Genomic DNA, 15,114 nt, shown 5'->3' with positions numbered 1-15,114 from the left:
GCAAGGAGGCGCTTTGCATATGAGGAGCGTGCTGGGCGTGTCGTGGTGGCGTTGAGATCCTTCCGCCTGCGGCGTCAGGATGACGTGGGGATGTGGGGACATGCTGACTTGAGGACAAAGACTTCCTACACAGGTCATGCTGAACGCTGTGAAGCATCTCAGCGCCCTACGGTCGGGGTGCCCTGCCACCAAGCGGGCAAGGGGGCGCTTCGCGTGTGAGGAGCGTGCCAAGCGTGTGGTGCTGGCGTTGGGATCCTTCCTCCCGACGGCCGTCGGGGGTCAGGATGACGCATGGTGTGTGGGAAGACGCGCTACGTTCGTGCATTGCGCATGCCTACCCGTCAACGGCGTCGGCAGTGGCGGCTTCGACCAGGGCAATCTCGGCATCGCTCAGGCCGTAGAGGGCGTACACGAGGTCGTCGATCGCGGCGTCGGTGGCGGCGATGGCTTCTGCGCAGGCGGCCTCTTCGGACGCAGTGGCGGCTTCGGCGTGGGCTGCGTGCTGGTCCAGTTGCTCCTGCACCAGGGTCTCGATCTGCGTGCGCGTCTGCTGCGCCGCCGTGTCGCCCGAAGGCACCTCGTAGATGGGAAGGCGCTCCAGGTATTGCTTGATGAAACGCAGGTAGTCGCCTCTGTATTTGGCAGACATGGTTTCGTAGACGAAAAGAAGCAGCCGCGAGTTGAGCAATCCCAGCAGATAGCGGCTGTTGGTTCCAAGTACGTATGCCGTGTTTACGCAATACAGCCCGCCATCGGCATCCAGCGTAACCTGGGCCCGTTTTGCAATGTCGGGTAGCATCAGTTTCGCCGATTCAAAAATCTCGTAGTACGAACATGGGCGCAGTTCCCACCAGTATTCGCCCTGGTCGTGGCGCTTGCGGGCGCGCTCTTCATACGGGGCTAAATGTTCTGCCAGCACCGGATAGCTATCCGCGAACCACGCCCATTTGTCAGTATCGGTGGGCGCGTTCTGATTCGTCCATCCGTTTGGTATTGCGATTATGTGACGGCGCGGTTCGGGCGGCTGGTAGCGGTTGATGTCGCGGCCTTTCAGGAAAGGTTTGATGAGGTCGGCGCTATTCGGGTCGGCGTCAATCAGATCGCGCCGCGTCTCCGCATCAATCACGAACGCTTTGTTGAGTCCGGTTTTAATGCCGTAGTAGATGCCAGTATTACGCGTCTCCAGATAGTCGCCCAGCGGGGTGCCGGCGTCTTGCATGGCATCCAGCAGGCGCTGGGTGCGCTTATTGACAAGCGACCAGCCCTTCGGTTGGAGCGAGCGCGTAAGCACCTCGAAGCGGTTGTTCTGCACGTAGGTGGGCAGGGCATCGTAGTCGAGCGCATCGACCTCTACCGCCTGAAACGCCTTGTTCGGCCCGGCCTTGTGCATCCGCACGATGCACGGATACGCGGTGGTGCCCTGAAACACCGGCAGGTCGCCAAAGTCGATGAGCTCCACCAGGCGCTTGGTTTCCAGATAGCTACGCAAGGGTTTGCCATAGCGCGCCCGCATCCACTTGTTCGACACGATGTAGCAGAACACGCCGTTGGGGCGCAGCAGCTGCATGCCACGCTCAATAAAGTAGACGTAGAGGTCGGCACTGCCGTAGTAGGTGCGGGTGTACTGCGTTTGGTAGGTCTCTTTTTGGGATGCGGAGAGCGTTTCCTGTCGCACATAGGGCGGGTTGCCAATGACAATGTCGAAGCCTTCTTGCGCCTTCCACACCGCGCCAAAGTGGATGCGCAGGTCGAAGCCGTCGTTGCCCATGAGCGTATCCAGCAGCGCATCGATCTCGTCTTGCAGCCGCTCTTTTTCGGAGGGATAGGCGGTGCTTACGTAGCGCTCCATGAGCGTGTAGAGGCGCTCCTCCTGTTCGTTGTTGGCCAGGGTCCGCTGCATCTGACTGAGCGCATCCCCCTGTACAATTTTGTAGCGGAGGTTGGGCAGCGGCTTGATCTGCGTGAAGTCGTCCTCGTCGACCACGAGCGAGAGCCACAGGCGCAGCTGGGCAATGTCTACTGCGCTGGGTTCGATGTCGACGCCGTGAATGGTGTGCTGAATGGCGTGGCGCTTGAGTGCGTAGGCCGAGCGGTCGGTGTCGTCGTCGAGATAGGTAGCCAGCACGCGGCGGGCTTGCACGATTTCTTGCATCATGCCCACCGGAAAGGCGCCAGAGCCCACCGCCGGATCGCAGATTTTGAGATCGGCCAGGCACTGGTCCAGAGTCGCAGCATGCGTGCGAATGGCATCGGGCGCGCGGTAGGTGCTATCGTACTTACCGCCGTCGGGATGGCTGCCGCTGCGTACGCGCCGGTCGTGTTCGCGCCAGCTCTGCCCCTCGCGCACCAGCGCCGTAAGAGCGCTCCGGTCTACGGTTTCGGTGTAGGCAGATCCAGAGAGCGTGCCCTGTGCACCAGGAGCCGGGCCAAACGCGTTCTGCTGACCGGCCTGTGTGCCCAGGCTCGTTTCCTTTGTGTTAAGGGCGGTGTCGAGGTGGTCAATGAGGCTTTCCTGGCACATGTAGTGCACAATATCGCGCGGCGTGTAGAAGGCGCCGTGCTCCTTGCGCTCGCTCACATCGAGCATCTTCTCGAACACCTTGCCGAGCATTTCGGGGTCTACGGCCACCTCTTTGTCGAGCGGCTCGTCTTCGCGTACGGTAAAGTTGTAGCGGTCGAAGGTGTCAAAGATGGATCCGAACAGATCGTTGGGGAGGTCGAGGGCTACGCTTCCCCGCCGAAAGTCGTTAAGCGGCTGAAAGAGACCGCCATTCAGAAATGGAATGCGGCAGTCCAGGCGGCCAAAGTAGTTGCCGCGCCCTCGATCGGTGGCCAGTGCATCGTAGAAGAGCGGGTCGAGAATGTCGGCATAGAATGCGTCATACGCGACGTATTCCTGATCGTAAAGGCGGCGCAGAAAGTCGGTAGGCCCGTCGCCCCAGTCGCTGTGCTGACGCACGCCGAGCCATCCTTTTTTCTGAAGGAAGTAGAGGAAGACAAGCTGGCCCAGCAGCTTCTTTGCGAAGTCGGCCGGTGCAATGGTGCAACGCTCGAACTCCTCTTGCGTGGACGGGTGCGCCTGGCAGGCGGCCCGCACCGCATCGGCCAGCTCCAGATAGTGGTCGCGGTACGCCTCAAAAAACGCTTCGGTAACCACGTCGAGGTCGAACGCCGTGTGCAGCGCATCGAGCGTGGGGCTGGATTCTTGCTGTACGAGACCCTCGAACTGACGCTCGGGCGTGTGAGTGGGCTCGTCGGGCCCGACCAGAAAAGAGTAGCGGACGGGCGTAAGTTCTTTTTCGGTGCCCACGGTGCCATCGTCGGCAATGACGGTGCGATACTCGAGCTGCACCAGCGAGAGCCGCCAGGCGTCGGTGCCCTCAGCGTAGTAGGCGACGAGTGCCGCCTCGCGGAACGGGCGGCTGTCGTCATTGAGGTACGTAGCCACGAAGTTGCGCTGCATGGTGCGGGCGCGTTCGAGCTTATGCGGCGCGTTGAGTTTGACGGCGAGCACGTCAAGTTCTTGTCCGCTGGGGTCAACGTACTTGGCCAGCCGCTTGTACTGGGCAATGTGCTCGCGGAAGGCGGCGTAGATCATTGAGCCCGAGCGGTGCCCGCGGTGCTTCATCTCGGCTCCTACGAGCAGGTTCTGCACGAACTGCCGCACGGTGGCTTCGTCGTAGGATTGCTCGAACGTGCGGGTGATGAGGCGCCGGGCTTCGCGTGTGGTCATGCAGATATGCGGGATGGGTGGACGGACGACAGTGTAGTCGTGTGAATGAATTGTGGTACGGCTGGATCCAATCGCAGGAGACAGATCCGGGCTTCAGTCTCCGCGCATAGGGCGTGCCGGGCGTGTTTGAGGCGGTTTTGAGATCCTTTCACCCATGGCTTCAGGATGTCGTGTGGTGGGCGGGGCCATAACTCTGCACGCCTTACCTCCACAACCGCGGTCACTCCAGCGCCTGATAGTCGCGTCCAATGACCAGCGTAGCGTCGATAGATGTGTTGGCGGCAGGCGGGCCCGGCATGATGCGGCGGCGGTCCAGGCCGAGCTCGTCAGCCAGGATTTCGGCCATGTCGAAGGCGTTGCGATGCAGATAGATGATCGTCTCGGGTGCGGTGCCTGTCGGCAGGTTACCGATCTCGGGCACCTGCGCACCAATGCCCTCAATGCGCTCCTGAAACCGGGACGCCAGCCCGGCCTGTCCGACGCCGTTCAGGACCTGCACGCGCAGATCCTCGATCTGGATGATGGGCTCGTGATGCGGGTAGAGCGTTGGCTCAACGCCCCCCCGCTCCGGATCGGCCGGCGCTTCGGTTGTCTGCTGCTGTGGGGCTGCTATGTCGTCTGGAATTGAAACGTCGAAGGTGCTCCACTGCACGATCATCACGATCAGAATAATGACCAGCCCGGTCAGGATGCTAATCGTAGCGGTATTCCATGGGTCTGTGCGTCCGTTTTTTCGAGTGCTCGACGTGCCCTGCGCGCCAAGCTCGTCCATAATGTCTTGCATGCCCGCATTCAACGAGCGCACCGACTCGTGTAGGGCCGCCACCGACTGCGCCACGCTGGCATTGATGTCGGATGGCTCCTGCGTCTGTTCGGCCAGCTTTCGCTGCGCGTCGGCCAGCGCCTCAGACGTGCGTGCCAGTTCGCTGCCCGAATCAGCAATCTCATCGAGACGGCGGGTCAGCGTCTCGAAGCGACCAAGCTGCTCCTGCAGGGCCACAAGCGTCTCCGCCGCCTCGGCAAAGCTGACCGGTGTGTCGGACGTTGAGGCAGCGTCTTCGCCGGCACCGGGCGCCGGCGCGTCGCCCTCCTCGTCGGGCCAGTTATCGGAGGTCGGGGTCGAATCGGGAGAGGAGGGCATTGTTGCGGTCGTGGATGTGATTCAAAAGGGCAAGCGCAGCGGTCTGAGCCGTTGGGGTGTGGGGCGCAGCAGAGCGCAGTGTAGCAATCTGCGCGCGCGTCGCGTCGTCAAGCAGCGCATCCACTTCTTTAGCAGAAGGGCGGCTCATGTCGTCGGTTTCGGGTTGGGCATTACGGGCCGTCGTCTGGTCAACCAGCGCCTCGGCGGGAGACGACGCTTCAAGACCCGGCTCGTCAGGATCCGGCTCGTCAGGGTGCCACTCATCAGGATGCCCCTTATCAGCATGCTGTTCACCGGGGGCCTGTTCATCGCCGGCCTGTTCGCCCGAAGAGGACCGCCCAGAGGGGGGCGCTGGTGCAGGCTCCTCGTTTGCTAAAAGCGGCTCCCATTCTATTGCGGGGCGCTCGGGCGCAGGCGGGGCATCGTAGACCGAGACAAGCCACCAGAGCAGCTTGTGCAGCGTTTCGACGACGCGACGGGCATCTTCAACCGACCGCTCCCACTCGGCATCGACGTGCGCACCTACCAGACCCGCCTGGCGGATACGGTGCATCCACATCTTGACGGGCGCCGGGTGCTGGTCGAGCCATGCTACGAAGGCTCGGTGCGTAAGCCGCTCAGCAATCGGACGATGCTGGGGCGGAAAGCCTTCGTAGGCTTCGATGGTTGCCAGCACCATGTCGAGCGCGCGGTACGCCCGCCAGCGCGCCACGTCAGGATGCACCGATACGGTCTGCTCGGCCCGCACCGCCTCGGCACGAAGCGTGTCCCAGGCATCGGGCACGAATGCAAAAGCGTGTGAGGTCGACATACAGAGGGCGGAGCACGTACGTAGTAGAGGGAGGTAGCGTATGCTCAACGTACAACACGCTGCCGCATGAAGTCAATGCAGGCTGTACCAGACCCGAAGGGATGCACTCAGCGGCGTGGCATGTCCTCCTCGCGCATCGAGATGCACACTCGGGCACAGTGGCCACGCATCCATAAACATAAGCACAAGCGTAAGAACCGGAGCAGCCAAGCCGAAGCCATCCTGGCGCGGCAACGGCATGCCCCCACAAACAAGAAAGGCCCAGCCGAAGCGACTGAGCCTTTCTTGCTGTACGTAGAATGGAGTGTTACCACGCCATTTATCGCACGCCATGGAGACGTTGCACGTTAACCGCGCTCAGTCCCTTCGGAGTTTCCTCCACTTCAAATTCGACCTGCTCACCATCTCGGAGGTCTTCACCCGAGACTTCGCTGTGATGAACAAATACATCTTCGCTTCCGTCGTGGCGCTCGATAAAGCCGTAGCCTTTTTCGCTACTGAACCACTTAACTGTTCCGTCTTGCATATAGGTGTGTTGGTTGGTTCACCGTCGGGGGCCTCAGGATGCTAAATGCAGCCTACTAAGAGGTCGAGGGTGATGTAATTAAAAATGTTGTTGCGCTCCTATCTACCTGCACTCTACGAAATGGTTCGGCGCGCATGTTGCAAAAACGTCAATGTCTCCAATATCCCGAGATCAGCGCCCCTTCGTGCACTTGCAGCACGCAGAGGCCCTGCCTGTCTTCAACTTTTATTATCGCCCATACACAGCATATCTTGTTAGATAAAAGCCGCATTTAAAAGGGTTAACGGTAGATTTAAGGATGCGGTGCGCCGCGGCTCTTCCCGATATCTAACCGCGCACTTTAGCGATTTTATCCAACGAATCAGGCTGCAAACTTACTATGTTAAAAAAGTGCGAACAGTATAATGACCGCGCGCCAGCATGTCATTTCGGGCTGTGAATGCCACGATGGATATCATTGCGACTGTCATTACAGAGATCTCATCGCTATGCATGGCTCGCACCCTGTGGCCCTGCCTCACGAGTCGCTGCTCTCTTCTGGCTCTCTTCTGCTGGACATCCCGCCGCGTGCTGGGTATGCTGTGCTGTAGCGGCATAGATGTTCGTACGAACGTTCTTACCGGCGTACGTAGTATGTACGGTACGGGTCTGCTTCCGGGTATGCTTCGGCAGGCGCCGTGTCGCACGCTGCTTTCTTTCTGCTCTCCTTAAGCTACTCTGCCGAAAAAATATATGGACTGGGGCCTTGCACTCACGTTTGGCGGGTTCATCGCTGTGCTTATAGGCATCGGCGCGTATTTCTACCGCACCACAGACACGCGCTATCTGGTTGACTACATGCTGGGCGGACGCACCGTTGGGGCGATGCCGATGGCGCTTTCGGAAGTCGCCTCTGTAGCCAGCGGGTGGACGTTCTTTGCCTGGGTCGGCGTGGGGTTCTCGACGGGCGTGCACGGACTCTGGTTCTCGCTCTCGATGCTGATTGTGGTGGGGGTGCTCTATTACGTGGTAGCGCCTCCCTTTCGCACAGCGTCTGAGGCGCTCGACAGCCATACCGTTGTCGACCATCTGGCCCGCACGGTGTCGTCGCGCTCGCTCGGACATACCATCCGCGCCGTGGGCACCGTCGCTATTCTTGTCTTCATGGGTGCCTACGTGGGAGCGCAGCTTATCGCCGTGGGCGAGGCGCTCGACACGGGGTTGAACGTGTCGTACGTGGCAGCGGTGCTCATTGGGGGCAGTGCAGTTGCGCTCTACACCACGTTGGGCGGGTTCAACGCCTCGGTGTGGACCGATGTGGTGCAGGGCGTCCTCGTTATCGCTGCGGTGGTGCTGCTGCCGATCGTTACGATCCACGCGATTGGCGGCTGGTCGGCGTTCATCGCAGAGGCCCGTGCAATCGACCCCACGCTTCTGGCCCTTGATGGCGGACTCAGCGGATCGGCGCTTCTCATCAGCCTGTTGGCGTGGGTTACGTTTGCGTTTGGGGCTATCGGGCAGCCGCACAGCCTGATGCGCTTTCAGGCGATCCGCTCTACCGATCTTCTACCTCGTGCCGCCGCCATTGCGCTCTCGTTTCAGGCAGTGCGCCTCACGATCCCGCTGCTCATCGGGCTGTCGGGGCGCGTGCTCTACAGCGCCGCACACGACCCGGAGTCGGTCGCCATGCTCGCCCTCACCGACCTGTTTCCGGGCTGGCTCGCCGGGGTGCTGCTTGCGGGCATCATCGGTGCGATCCTGTCGACCTCCGATTCGATGATGCTTGTGGCTGCAGCCGACCTCACGCGCGGCTATGCCGCGTGGCGCCCGAAGGTGCCGCAAGCCGTCCTAATTCGCCTGAGCCGGGGCATCGTGGGCGTGCTCGCCATAGGGGGGATCGGGATGGCCCTGCTACGTCCCGGCACGATCTTCGACATCATCGAGTTTGCGTTTGTCGGACTCGGGGCCACGCTCGGACTCCCGCTTATGATGGTGCTGCTGTGGCGTGGTACGACCGGCGGTGGGGTGCTGGCGGGCGTGCTGGGCGGACTCGCCTGCACGGTGCTGAACCTGACGCTTTTTCCGGATCTCTTTCCGATGCTGGTATGGCCGGCTACGCTGGCGTGCATCGTAATCGGAAGCTGGGCTACGCCGCGGCTGTCTGTACGGCATGGCGCCCGTGCTGAGGAGGCACGCGGGTCATCGCGTGACGCATAAAGCGATTCCCGGGGCGCTCGTGTTGCCATAACATAGCTGCTTCAGACCGGCTGATGCGGGCCGAGGCTGCTACGAACCGTAGGGCTGTTCCATGTAGCGCTCGGCCCGGCGGTGGCTGTTGCTGTGGTCGTCCATGCTCATCACAATACGATACCGATTCAACGCCATTTCGCGGCGACCGGTAGCATCATACACCATACCCTGATAGAGCCGTCCCAATGCAACAAAGCGGCGATGCTCTACATGGTCGCGGGCATTGAGCCGCTCAATCTGGGCGAGGTACTGCAGGGCCCGTTCGTAGTCGCGCCTCTGCACGCGCTCGCGTGCCAGGTAGAAGTAGGCTTCCTGGGCCAGCGGCAGCGTGTACCCCGACCAGCCGGACTCGAAGCGGTCGACCACCTCGCTGAATACTTCACGCACCTGCTCTCGCTGCCACTGCCGCGCATGCAGGCGTCCTTCGTAGACGTGAAAGTAGGCATTTTTGGGATGCGCACGGCGTAGCCACTGCATATGCTTCAGGGCCTCGCGGTAGTCGTTCTCGTAGAGCGTGTAGATCTGCGCCAGGAAGTAGCGCGCCTCAGACTGAATGTACCACCCCTCTTCGGCGGCCTGGTGAATCATGTCGAGCCCGCCTTCACGGTCGCCACTGGGCAGCATCCACATAACCGCACGTGCTATGCGGTACTGTTCGGGAATGATTGCCGCGTAGTAGTCGTACATGCCCCGTCCGAACGCAAAGTCGTCGATGTGCGGCGCCTGGTCGCTGGCCGAGCGCACGTATCCGATGGACCGCCGCCCGTGTCGCACTGAACTGATCCACTGCCCCCGGTTGGACTTGAGGCGCGCCTGCAGCGCCAGTGCAATGCCTTTGAAAAAGGTCGCATCGAAGTGTTCGTCGTTGCTGTTCAGCAGCGCATCCGCCCGGTCGACTGTAGCCTCCATGTAGCGGTAGAAGGCATCGTCGTGCTCGGTGTTTTCGAGATCAAGTAAGATGGTCCACCATACGTTCAGTCCGTTCAAGAACGGTCCCACCGGATGGTCGGGGTAGCGCGCCTCAATCGACGAGAAGATAGCTTCGGCCTCGTCGAACGCCATGTTATAGAGCGAGTCGAGTCCGCGCTTGCCCTCCTCGCGCACAAACGGGTCGTCCAGAATAGAGCGGGCGTCGCCTACCTGGGGAGCGTCATCGGGTGCCTGTTCGGGTGCCTGTGCGTGGGCCCCAGGAAGAAGCGTCAGTGCAAGCACAAGGGCTACGCCTGCACCTATGGCAGTTCGAATGCCGGCACGAAGAATCCGGCGTGCAACCCTGCGTGCGTGTAGTCCTATCGTGCCCATCACAAAAAACGACCGTCTGCATGGATCATGAACATGCAGACGGTCGAACCAGTGGGTTGAAGCGTCAGTTCCGCCGCGCGGCTCACTGCCGGGGCAGGTTCTACGCGTCGGGTCTACGCGTCGGGTCTACGCGTCGGACGTGCCCATCACCTGGCGCATTCCGCCAAAGAGGAAACCGAGCACGCCGATCTTGACGAGATCGATCAGTGCAAAACGCAGGAAGCCCTTGTCAATCGACTCCATCCAGGTGGCGTGTCCGGCCACGTAGTGCAGCCACACGACCCCGGCGGTGAAGACGATGGCTGCCCCGATGAGCATCGACAGCGTGCTGCCTGTGAGGCTGTTCCACCGCTTGGTGAGTGCGCCAATGGTGAACGCTGCTGCCGGGTAGGCCAGTAGATATCCTGCCGAGGCTGCGCCCAGCAGGTAAGCTACGCCCGTACCATCACCCGCGTATACGGGGATGAACAGCCCGAGTGCGAGGTAAAGCACCTGTGCGAGCATGCCATTGCGTGCGCCCAGGAAGAGGCCACTTGCGTAGACCATCATGGTCTGCAGCGTAATAGGCACCTCCCAGAGGTAGAGGCGCATGTTTGCATCGGCCGCAAAAGCCGTGAGCAGTGCAAAACCGGTGATTCCCGCTACCTGCAGCGCGACGGAGGCATCTTCAGACCGGAGGCGGTCCATCCATGAGGTGCGGGAGGAGTGCAGCGAAAGGGCAGCCGTCTTCATACGATTCGGGGAGGGTTGCACATACAGTAACGAGTGATGAAGAGCAGAGTACAAAAGCCGGAGCAAAGTTTCCAATGGAGCTGGCTTCTTCTCTGCACCAATTTTGTGAAAGCGGTTCCTGTATCTTTTCAGGGATACCCGATGAAGCTGTGTAATGTGCACTGTGGATTACAGAGGATACGGCACAGGACACAAAGGGCATGCGAAGCAACCGCGCACTTATCCAATGCGGGACTATCCAGTCTACTACGAACTTATCCAGCGGCGGGGGCTGTTTCGGGGCGCTCACGCTGGTACATAGCCTCTACCACAAGCATGTGCGGCAACGTGAGCACACTGATCAGGATGAACAGCAACGCGATCATCTGATCCTGTGCCCCAAACGCCTCATTGATCAGATAGAGGCCTCCCAGTCCGATAAACGAGATGAGCGTGAAGAGCGCCGCTTTGCGATAGAAGTAGCCAAACGTGGCGGTGCGGCCATGCCGCTGAAAGAAGCGCAGAATCTCCATCATGTGCCCGAGCGAGTGCCAGAGTCCAAAGTAGACGGCAAAGCCAACCAGCGGATGCGCCGTGATCAGCAGCACGGCCAGCACAGCGGTGTTGAAGAGCTCGCGCCCAACGTCTTTGCCGCTGGCCGTGCCGACCTGCGAGAGGAGTCCCAGCGAAAGGGCATGCTGCGCCACGAGTCCGCCAAGAAGCAGCGTAGAGGCAGTGGTTACACCGGGCCAATCGCTCACCTGTACATCCGCAATGGCGGCAAATATCGGGTCGACCACCTCCGGAAACGCCACGATAGGCAGCCCCAATAGCAAGAGCCCGCGCGAGGCATAGAGCAGCGGATGCCAGGGGGAGGGAACGTTCCAATAGGCGAGGTCGGCCTGCCCGAAGTGGTACATGGTAAGCACCAGAAAGAGCCCCAGACTTACAACCGGACTGATCAGCCAGAGCACGCCGTACGCAGCCATCAGCGCAAGGTACACCCCGTAGAACTTAGCCTGGTCGCTCCACGACGACGTCAGGCCGTACAGGTCGGCGGCTACCACATGGTCAACAGCCCCATGGGGAATTCCCGTGAGGGCAACAACCACCATAAGTATGACAAACGCCACCGAACCCAGGCTGAGCGCTCCCCAGAATGAGAGGGCAGCCGTTAGAAGCGTACATGCTACAACCAGCGCATATACGTTGGGACTACGAAGCGAAAGGGGGACATCGGACATAGCGTACGCATCCAGTAAATAAAGACGGAGATGGTGAGGTTATATTATAGTATGAATCAAACCGCTTCACACATAGCCTGTTGTTTGACGATTCGGGAAAAGCAGGGGTCCTGCGGCACATCGCACTGGCACAGCATCCCCCAGCAGTAATATATGACCGTGCTACATGGCAACGTTTCGTGCAGCATTTAGCCTCACGCAGTGTTTCCTTTTGCGTTGTTCCTGAACGGGATGCTGAACAGACGCCTGTATCTGGCGTTGCCTCTAATTCGATGTTGATGCTCATAAACCCCTCGACCACTGTGGCTACAGCAAAAAAAGGCGATACAGTAGAAATTGAATTTATCGGGCGGTTTGAGGATGGCGAGGTATTCGACTCCTCTGAAGAGCACGGTCCGCTCACGTTCACCATTGGCGACGATGAGGTTATTCCCGGCTTGCAGGATCTGGTAGAGGGCATGGAGCCTGGTGAAACGAAAACGGGTGAGGTTCCCCCTGAAGCAGCGTATGGCGTGCGCAATCCAGACATGGTGAAAGAGATCAAACGGGATCATCTGCCTGAAGAGATGAATCCGGAGGTCGGTGCAGCGCTGCGACTGCGGCTCGATAACGGACAGCGCGTAAACGCTTTTGTGGCCCGCATGACCGAGGAAACGATTACCATTGACGTTAACCACCCGCTGGCCGGTCAAACACTCACGTTCGAGGTAACGCTGAGTGCTATTGTTGATGAAGACGATTAATGCTCCTCTCGGCACGTTGCTGTTTCTGGCTCCTGCACCTGCTCGTTTTCAGGTTCAGGAGCCTTTCGCTTTTTGGCTATGGGTTGTTCTACTGTAGACCGCCCGCTACAGGCCACGCCTCTGCTTCTGCTCAACCTCATAATGACACAGCGTGAACACATTTTTGCTGCCTCATCTTGACGGCGTTGATCTGTGTGATCTGCTGTCGCACCCTATCTTTCCAGATCTGCTCACTTGTGGCGGTGCCGTTGCATTTCAGCAGCCCAGCCTACAACTTGGTTAAACTATATGGTTGAATCCGAGCGTAGCATCCGGTAGGCTGTGATTGGTTTATGTCACACAGCATCCAAAGGCATGTCCTCCGCTTCAACCAAGCAACAGATTTTTGATGCCGCCCTCGTCCTCTTTGCCCGCCACGGCAGAGCAGGCGCCCGCATGCAGCAGATTGCCGATGCGGCGCAGATCAACAAGTCGATGCTGCACTACTACTTCAGCACCAAAGCCGACCTCTATGATGCCGTGTTTGCGCATGCGATGGAGCGGTTTATGGCCTCGTTCGACCGCCAGGCGCTTCACGAGGCCGACTCGTTTTCAGAGCTGCTTCGGCGCTTTATTTCGGGATACGTGGCGTTCTGCGCCTCGCACACCGATGCCATGCGCCTTATCGTCAGCGAGAACTTGCGTGGCGGTCCGCTCTTGGGCCAGCACCTGAAGCGGATGGCCGACGCCGGCACCGACACACCTCCACAGATCTTCCGGGCCGCTATCGAATCCGCCATCGCATCGGGCGAGATTCGACCGGTCGACCCCGACCATGCCCTGCTTACCATCATTGCCGGCTGCATCTTCCCCTTCATAGCGCGCCCCACTGTCGAACAGATGCACCCCGCCTCTGCCTCCGACTGGGACGCCTTTGTCGAAACCCGAAAGGAGCAGGTGTTCGACGTCGTGCACCGTGGCTTGGTAGCTCCCAATGCACCGTAATGGGCCTGTAGCAGGATGCCTTGATTGCCGTCTGCTCTTGTCTCTCCTGATGACTCCTTTTCTTCGTCTACCGCACGACGCTGTATGATGCGATTTTTACGCTCGCTTATCGGATGTAGCCTTCTTGCTGCAAGCCTCGCGCTTGCCGCCGGATGCTCCCTTACGCCACAGATGGAAACGCCCAACGCCGAGGCGGACCTTCCGGCTGCCTACGATACCCCGCTTCTTGAAGGCGGACCGCTCTTTACCGAAAACGACTCGACCCGCTTCGACCCGGTTGACTGGTGGACGGCTTTCGACGACCCGGCCCTGAACGCGCTCATCGACACGGCCCTCGTACGCAACCTCGACCTGGAACGCACCCGCGCGGTCGTTGATGAGATCGCCAGTCAGTTTCGGATTGCACGTGCCCCGCTCTTTCCACAGGCGACGGCCACCGGGAGCTACAACCGGCAGTCGCAGCCCGCCAACGTAGGCATCGGGGGCGCTCTTGGCGGCGATGCTCCCGACGACGCCAGGATCGATCGCTTCACGTTCGACACATACAGCCTGTCGCTGTCGCTTTCGTACGAGCTCGACTTCTGGGGCCGCCTGCGCAACCAGCGGGGCGCAGCGCTGGATCGGTTTATGGGCTCGGTGGATGCGGTGCAGACCGCCCGCCAGCAGGTCATCGCGCAGACCATCAGTACGTACTTCGAGGTGGCTGCCCTGGAGCGCCAGATCCAGCTGGGTGAGGAGGCAATTCGCGTTTTGCAAGAGCGCGTAGACCTGGCCGAAGATCGCTACGATCGCGGGCTGGTGCGTTCGTTCGAGGTGTACGCGCTGCGTCAGGAGTTGCAAGCAGCTCAGGCCGAGCAGCCGCAGCGCGAGAGCCAGCTTGCCGACGCACGAGGCCGCCTCTCCGTTACGCTCGGGCAGTTCGCAGGCAACGTCGACGAGGCTCTGATGCAGGCGGCTCGCTCCGCCCCTCGCAACGAGGTCCTGGCCGACCTGCAGCCGGTCCCGCCCGGACTCCCCTCGGACCTCTTGCTGGCACGCCCCGACCTCCGCGCCGATGCACGGGAGTTGAACGCCGCACAGCGTGAGATTGGCGTGGCCCGGGCCAACCGGCTACCCAGCTTCTCGCTCACCGGCGAAGGGGGCGTCCAGAACAGCACGCTCGACGACCTGCTCAACATCGACCAGCGCTTTACGTCGCTGGTCGCGTCAATTGCTGCGCCGGTGTTTCAGGCGGGCCGCCTGCGCGCCGAGCAGCGCGCTGCCGAGGCACGCTACGTGCAAGCACGCGCTACTTACGAGCAGACGCTGCTTACCGCCCTCCAGGAGGTGCACGCAGCACTCACCGCATACGAAAAGCAGCAAGAGCAGTACGCACTGGTACAAGACCAGCTTGAACAGGCCACGTCTAACGCTTCCAACCAGATGCGCCGCTACGAGCGGGGCATTGGCGACTACGCCACGGCGCTCGACGCCGAGCGCACACGTCTGCAGACGGCGCAGCGCCTCACCACCGCCGAAGAAGCCCTCGTTGGCAGTCGCATTGCGCTGCACCGTGCATTGGGCGGCGCCTGGGTTGCGCCTCCTGAGGCCGACGACCCCCGCCTGTTTCGCGATGTCTATCGCTCTCCGACAGCAGATGCACCGACCGACTAACCCCTGCTTACCTTTACCTCTTCACCGCGGCTACGTC

11 protein-coding genes are annotated in these 15,114 nt (G+C 60.6%); 4 read left to right on the top strand and 7 right to left on the bottom strand.

Translation table 11 applies throughout. The features are described from left to right. Positions 1–334 precede the first annotated feature (334 nt). The 4 genes from PPP56_RS00895 to PPP56_RS00880 form a co-directional block, all read right to left on the bottom strand. Positions 335–3,733, bottom strand: coding sequence for an Eco57I restriction-modification methylase domain-containing protein (locus PPP56_RS00895; protein WP_353561830.1), 3,399 nt, complete (start codon positions 3,731–3,733; stop codon positions 335–337). A gap of 220 nt (positions 3,734–3,953) precedes the next feature. Next, entirely contained in the window at positions 3,954–4,874 is a 921-nt protein-coding gene (locus PPP56_RS00890; protein WP_353561828.1) for a LytR C-terminal domain-containing protein, read from the bottom strand. Continuing rightward, positions 4,837–5,685, bottom strand: coding sequence for a hypothetical protein (locus PPP56_RS00885; RefSeq protein ID WP_353561826.1), 849 nt, complete (start codon positions 5,683–5,685; stop codon positions 4,837–4,839). The genes PPP56_RS00890 and PPP56_RS00885 overlap by 38 nt, the downstream gene beginning before the upstream one ends. Before the next feature lie 319 nt (positions 5,686–6,004). Further along, positions 6,005–6,211, bottom strand: coding sequence for a cold-shock protein (locus PPP56_RS00880; protein WP_098061639.1), 207 nt, complete (start codon positions 6,209–6,211; stop codon positions 6,005–6,007). A gap of 732 nt (positions 6,212–6,943) precedes the next feature. On the opposite strand from PPP56_RS00880, the gene PPP56_RS00875 reads away from it, so the two are divergent. After that, the gene (locus PPP56_RS00875) at positions 6,944–8,407 is read left to right on the top strand and encodes a sodium/proline symporter (RefSeq protein WP_353561823.1); all 1,464 of its coding nucleotides are present in this window, start codon (positions 6,944–6,946) and stop codon (positions 8,405–8,407) included. Between the two features lie 69 nt (positions 8,408–8,476). Here PPP56_RS00875 and PPP56_RS00870 read toward each other — a convergent pair whose 3' ends face one another. The 3 genes from PPP56_RS00870 to PPP56_RS00860 all read right to left on the bottom strand — a co-directional run bounded on the left by PPP56_RS00870 (position 8,477) and on the right by PPP56_RS00860 (position 11,697). Beyond that, positions 8,477–9,652 (bottom strand): tetratricopeptide repeat protein, encoded by a 1,176-nt coding sequence (locus PPP56_RS00870; protein ID WP_353561821.1) that lies wholly within the window; start codon positions 9,650–9,652, stop codon positions 8,477–8,479. Between the two features lie 216 nt (positions 9,653–9,868). Beyond that, positions 9,869–10,474 (bottom strand): biotin transporter BioY, encoded by a 606-nt coding sequence (locus PPP56_RS00865; RefSeq protein ID WP_353561819.1) that lies wholly within the window; start codon positions 10,472–10,474, stop codon positions 9,869–9,871. Between the two features lie 254 nt (positions 10,475–10,728). After that, complete coding sequence (locus tag PPP56_RS00860; RefSeq protein WP_353561817.1) at positions 10,729–11,697, bottom strand: Brp/Blh family beta-carotene 15,15'-dioxygenase; 969 nt, start codon at positions 11,695–11,697, stop codon at positions 10,729–10,731. A gap of 302 nt (positions 11,698–11,999) precedes the next feature. On the opposite strand from PPP56_RS00860, the gene PPP56_RS00855 reads away from it, so the two are divergent. From PPP56_RS00855 to PPP56_RS00845, 3 genes are all read left to right on the top strand, one after another. Next, the gene (locus PPP56_RS00855) at positions 12,000–12,440 is read left to right on the top strand and encodes an FKBP-type peptidyl-prolyl cis-trans isomerase (protein ID WP_353561815.1); all 441 of its coding nucleotides are present in this window, start codon (positions 12,000–12,002) and stop codon (positions 12,438–12,440) included. A 354-nt stretch (positions 12,441–12,794) separates the two neighbouring features. Continuing rightward, positions 12,795–13,424: a TetR/AcrR family transcriptional regulator gene (locus PPP56_RS00850; protein ID WP_353561813.1), complete on the top strand. Its 630-nt coding sequence runs from the start codon at positions 12,795–12,797 to the stop codon at positions 13,422–13,424. An 84-nt stretch (positions 13,425–13,508) separates the two neighbouring features. After that, positions 13,509–15,077 (top strand): efflux transporter outer membrane subunit, encoded by a 1,569-nt coding sequence (locus tag PPP56_RS00845; RefSeq protein WP_353561811.1) that lies wholly within the window; start codon positions 13,509–13,511, stop codon positions 15,075–15,077. Positions 15,078–15,114: the final 37 nt, after the last annotated feature.

It is taken from the genome of Longimonas sp., from assembly GCF_040409695.1.
Classification (GTDB): domain Bacteria; phylum Bacteroidota; class Rhodothermia; order Rhodothermales; family Salinibacteraceae; genus Longimonas.
Note: the sequence above shows the minus strand (reverse complement) of the source record. Positions and strands in the feature narration are given on the sequence as shown.

Bases quoted from the DNA above. Each gene is read 5' to 3' on its own strand.
- PPP56_RS00895 (WP_353561830.1), bottom strand. From the start codon at position 3,733: ATGACCACACGCGAAGCCCGGCGCCTCATCACCCGCACGTTCGAGCAA.
- PPP56_RS00890 (WP_353561828.1), bottom strand. From the start codon at position 4,874: ATGCCCTCCTCTCCCGATTCGACCCCGACCTCCGATAACTGGCCCGAC.
- PPP56_RS00885 (WP_353561826.1), bottom strand. From the start codon at position 5,685: ATGTCGACCTCACACGCTTTTGCATTCGTGCCCGATGCCTGGGACACG.
- PPP56_RS00880 (WP_098061639.1), bottom strand. From the start codon at position 6,211: ATGCAAGACGGAACAGTTAAGTGGTTCAGTAGCGAAAAAGGCTACGGC.
- PPP56_RS00875 (WP_353561823.1), top strand. From the start codon at position 6,944: ATGGACTGGGGCCTTGCACTCACGTTTGGCGGGTTCATCGCTGTGCTT.
- PPP56_RS00865 (WP_353561819.1), bottom strand. From the start codon at position 10,474: ATGAAGACGGCTGCCCTTTCGCTGCACTCCTCCCGCACCTCATGGATG.
- PPP56_RS00860 (WP_353561817.1), bottom strand. From the start codon at position 11,697: ATGTCCGATGTCCCCCTTTCGCTTCGTAGTCCCAACGTATATGCGCTG.
- PPP56_RS00850 (WP_353561813.1), top strand. From the start codon at position 12,795: ATGTCCTCCGCTTCAACCAAGCAACAGATTTTTGATGCCGCCCTCGTC.
- PPP56_RS00845 (WP_353561811.1), top strand. From the start codon at position 13,509: ATGATGCGATTTTTACGCTCGCTTATCGGATGTAGCCTTCTTGCTGCA.